The organism is Thermococcus sp. (genome assembly GCF_027052235.1).
In the GTDB taxonomy this organism is placed as follows: Archaea; Methanobacteriota_B; Thermococci; order Thermococcales; family Thermococcaceae; genus Thermococcus.
The window spans coordinates 1-3484 of sequence record NZ_JALUFF010000044.1 but is presented as its reverse complement, the minus strand read 5'-3'; the positions used below and the strand labels follow the sequence as shown (position 1 = coordinate 3484).

Genomic DNA, 3484 nt, shown 5'->3' with positions numbered 1-3484 from the left:
GAGCCGTCGGTGATGGCCGGACAGAATATCGGGACGTTCCTCCTGTAGGCCCAGTAGATGATCGAGCGCTCCTTCTCCTTCCCGAGCTTCTCGTCCATGTATTTACCAAGCTCGTAGATGAACTCGCTTGCCGTGAGCGGTTTTCCGCGCTCCTTTTCCATTTCAAGAACCCGCTCGAAGAAGGGTATCATGTACTTCTCGAACTCAATATACCTGTCGTTGGGCACGAAGATGTTGCCTATTCTGTTGATGCCCTTCTCGCGCATTAGGGCGTCGTTAACGTTCCAGTCTCCAAGAATGAAGGGCTTTAAAGCTTTGATGAAGTCCTCCTCAATTCCCCCAGCGGTGGTCACGATTACGTCAACCTTGCCCTCCTTCACGAGCCAGGCTATTATCTCCCTCAACCCGGAGGAGACAATGTTAGAAGTGTAGCCGAGGAAAACCCTTACTTCCTTTCCCTCAGCGCGCTTCTTCTCCACTTTCCTCCAGATCTCTATCGCCTTCCCCAGGTGGGTAGCTTGAAAGCCTATTCTCTCATAATAATCCAAAACCTCCTCAAGGCTCGAAACCTCGTCCAGCCACGGCCCCTCTATAGGGATTCCCTCGACTTCCTCGCTCTCCTTTAGAACTATATCTTTAGGCCCGCTCATGGAGGAAAGTTTTGGGGAGAGGCGTTTAAAGCTTTCGTCAGCACTTTCCGTTGGTAACCGAGCTTATCAGCCTCGCTGTTACCGGAACGGGGAAGACCTTCCTTGGAGCTTTGCTGAGGAGCCACTCCTCTATTTCCTTTGCCTTCGCCCTTCCTTCTCTCATGGCGGTGCCTATGTTTCTTGGAGCAACAACGTCGCCCGCGAAAAAGATTCCCGCCTCCTTCAGGATTTCCTCGTTGGCGCAGACGACCTCCCTTATCGGGCTAGTCGGTAGCTGGCCGATGGCATAAGCAACAACGTCGGCATCGATGATAAAGCGCTCATCTGTTGTCACAACGCTTCCCTCGACTATTCTTGTCTTCGCGAACTCAACTCCCTGGACTCTTCCATCCCCAAGTATCCTGACGGGAGAGGCGTACTCTATGAACTCAAGCCCCTCGCTGACGAGCTTCCTTATCTCGGTCTTCGCGTAGCTGTGCTCGAGGGAACGGCGATAGACCATCGTGACCTTCTCAGCTCCAAGGAGCCTCGATTCGATGGCAACGTCAACGGCTGTATAGCCGGCACCGATTATCACGACGTGCCTTCCCTTAAGATCGGGAATCCTGTCCCAGGGATAGTAGCCGATTCTGGCCATCTTTATGTGGTGGAGGAGCGTTAAGGCGTCATAAACGCCGGGCAGTTCAACACCGGGAACCCTGAGCTTCCTCGGCTTCCATGCGCCAGTTGCAATGAGGAGCGCGTCGAACTCGCCGAGGAGCCTCTCAAGGGAGACGAAGTGTTCCGCCCACTCGTCGCCGAGCTCTCTGGGTGAATCGTAGACCACCTTCGTCCTGAAGTGGAAGTTTACCCCGAGCTTTTCGAGGTCTTTCACGCCTTCTCTAACCGCTTTTATTGGAATTCTAACCTCTGGAATGGCAAAGGCCACCATTCCTCCGCCCTCGGGCATCTTTTCGTAGACGTGAACTTCGTAGCCCCTGCAGGCGAGGTAACCAGCGGCCGTTAATCCTGCTGGGCCAGCACCGATGATCGCTATCTTGAAGGGCTTTGGTTCGGCCTTCTCCCTGCAGATGTAGAACTTCACCCTATCACCTCCAAAGTTTTTCGAGAAATCTGTCTAAAACCGAAGGTTTTACACCTTAATATTCTTTCGCCCGGGTGATTATCAAAACGACGAATTAGACTACCCGAAACTGTGGAATGGCTGGCTATCCTCCAATCGGCACGCTTATTAACCGTCGCCTCCAAGGTTGGCACATGGGGGTTGGGATAGACCTAGACCAAATAGGTGTCCTCGTTACGGCCTCATCCAGAGGGATAGGCTTCAACGTCGCGAAAGAGCTTTTGAAGAGAAACGCGAGGGTTGTTATAAGCTCCTCCAGCGAGAAAAACCTCTGGAAGGCAAAGGAGGAGCTCTCCCGCTTTGGAGAAGTTCACGCGGTGAAGGCAGACCTTAAAGAGAAAGCGGACTTGGAAAACCTCATCACAGAGGCGTGGAGTCTTTTGGAAGGGGTTGATGCACTCGTATGGAACGCGCCCAACGTTTCCTGCGAGCCGTGCCTCCTCCACGAGGCCCGCTATAAAGACTGGCTTGAGGCTTCCCTGCTCCACACCGTCGCCCCGGGCTACCTCACGACCCTGCTTGTTAAGAAGTGGCTGGGGGAGGGGATGAAAGGGATTTTAATCTACCTCAACTCGGTTTCAATAAAAGAACCCATGCCTCCTCTCATTTTGGCGGACGTTACAAGGGCTGGACTGGTTCAGCTCGCGAAGAGCGTTTCAAGAACCTACGGAAAGTTCGGAATAAGGGCCTATTCGGTCCTCCTCGGAAGCTTTGACACTCCCGGCGCGAGGGAGAACCTGAGAAAGGTAGCTGAGGAGAAGGGAGAGCCCTTCTATGAAGTCTGGGAAAGGGAAGTTCTTGGGAGAACGCCCCTCCACAGGACTGGAAAGTGGGAAGAGCTGGGTTCATTGATAGCGTTCCTCCTCAGCAAGGAGGCTGAATACATGCTAGGCTCGACGGTGGTTATCGATGGAGCGATGACAAAGGGAATAGACGTCTAGGCCGGACTCTATGGTTTAATCCCCGCAAAAAGGGCTAATACACCAGCCCGAACAGGAACAGCGGAATCCTTCCCTTTCCGGTAATGAGGCCATCAACCGCTATGTAATTGGGTCTCTGGTATCTCCCCTTCGATTCACCGCCGACTTCGATTACCCATTCTCCAATCTTAAAGTCCGCCGTTTTTTCACCCCTCTTACCCTTAAGGTAGCAGAGGCCGGAGTTCCTCAGGTGGTTCACAAAGAACTCCTCCCTTAGGGCGCCTTTGTGGGTTTCAAAGCCCTTCCTGGCAAAAAACTCCCTCAGCGGGACGGTGAGGTACAGTTTGGGCTCCTTTCTGCTTCCACCGCAGGGGTTGACTGCAACCAGGAGGCCTGCCTTTGAGAGGTCTTCCACGAGCCTTATCGCCATGTTCTTGGAGACTTCGAGAGCTCTGGCTATCCGCGAGTAGTTGGCCTCGAAGGGAGCTGACCTGGCGACGATATAGAGGAGCTTGAACGCATCCGTCTCGTATTTAACGCTGACCTCCCGCAGGGCGGAGAGGTCTTCGAGAATAACCTTTCTGATCGAGTTGTCGAGTGCATCGTAGAAGCCGCTCTTTGGGTAGAGCACACCGCCCTCACGCATGTACTCCCTCCAGAGGGTGTGAAGTTCCGCGTACATCTGTGTCAGGTCAAACGCTCTGGAAATGACTTCTTCCAGTGAATACCTTGGAACGTTGAAGCCCCTCTTTATGTTGAGCCACTCCCTGAAGGAAGCCGGTGGGAGTTCC

Annotated in this window: 3 protein-coding genes and 1 pseudogene; 1 reads left to right on the top strand and 3 read right to left on the bottom strand. The window is 53.4% G+C overall.

Annotation, left to right across the window (positions count from 1 at the left end):
* Both MVC73_RS04735 and MVC73_RS04730 read right to left on the bottom strand, forming a co-directional pair.
* On the bottom strand, positions 1-650 hold a 650-nt coding region (locus MVC73_RS04735; RefSeq protein ID WP_297507587.1), incomplete at its 3' end, for a deoxyhypusine synthase.
* Positions 651-687: 37 nt separating this feature from the next.
* On the bottom strand, positions 688-1734 hold the full coding sequence (locus tag MVC73_RS04730; RefSeq protein WP_297507585.1) for an FAD-dependent oxidoreductase: 1047 nt from the start codon (positions 1732-1734) through the stop codon (positions 688-690).
* A gap of 173 nt (positions 1735-1907) precedes the next feature.
* Between MVC73_RS04730 and MVC73_RS04725 the strand changes: the two genes are divergently transcribed.
* On the top strand, positions 1908-2714 hold the full coding sequence (locus tag MVC73_RS04725) for an SDR family oxidoreductase (protein ID WP_297507582.1): 807 nt from the start codon (positions 1908-1910) through the stop codon (positions 2712-2714).
* Between the two features lie 34 nt (positions 2715-2748).
* Here MVC73_RS04725 and MVC73_RS04720 read toward each other — a convergent pair.
* Positions 2749-3484, bottom strand: a pseudogene (locus MVC73_RS04720) (ATP-binding protein); the annotation flags it as partial.

What these genes read in the sequence shown, in the direction of transcription:
- MVC73_RS04725 (WP_297507582.1), top strand. Translation starts at nt 1,908, where the DNA reads ATGGGGGTTGGGATAGACCTAGACCAAATAGGTGTCCTCGTTACGGCC.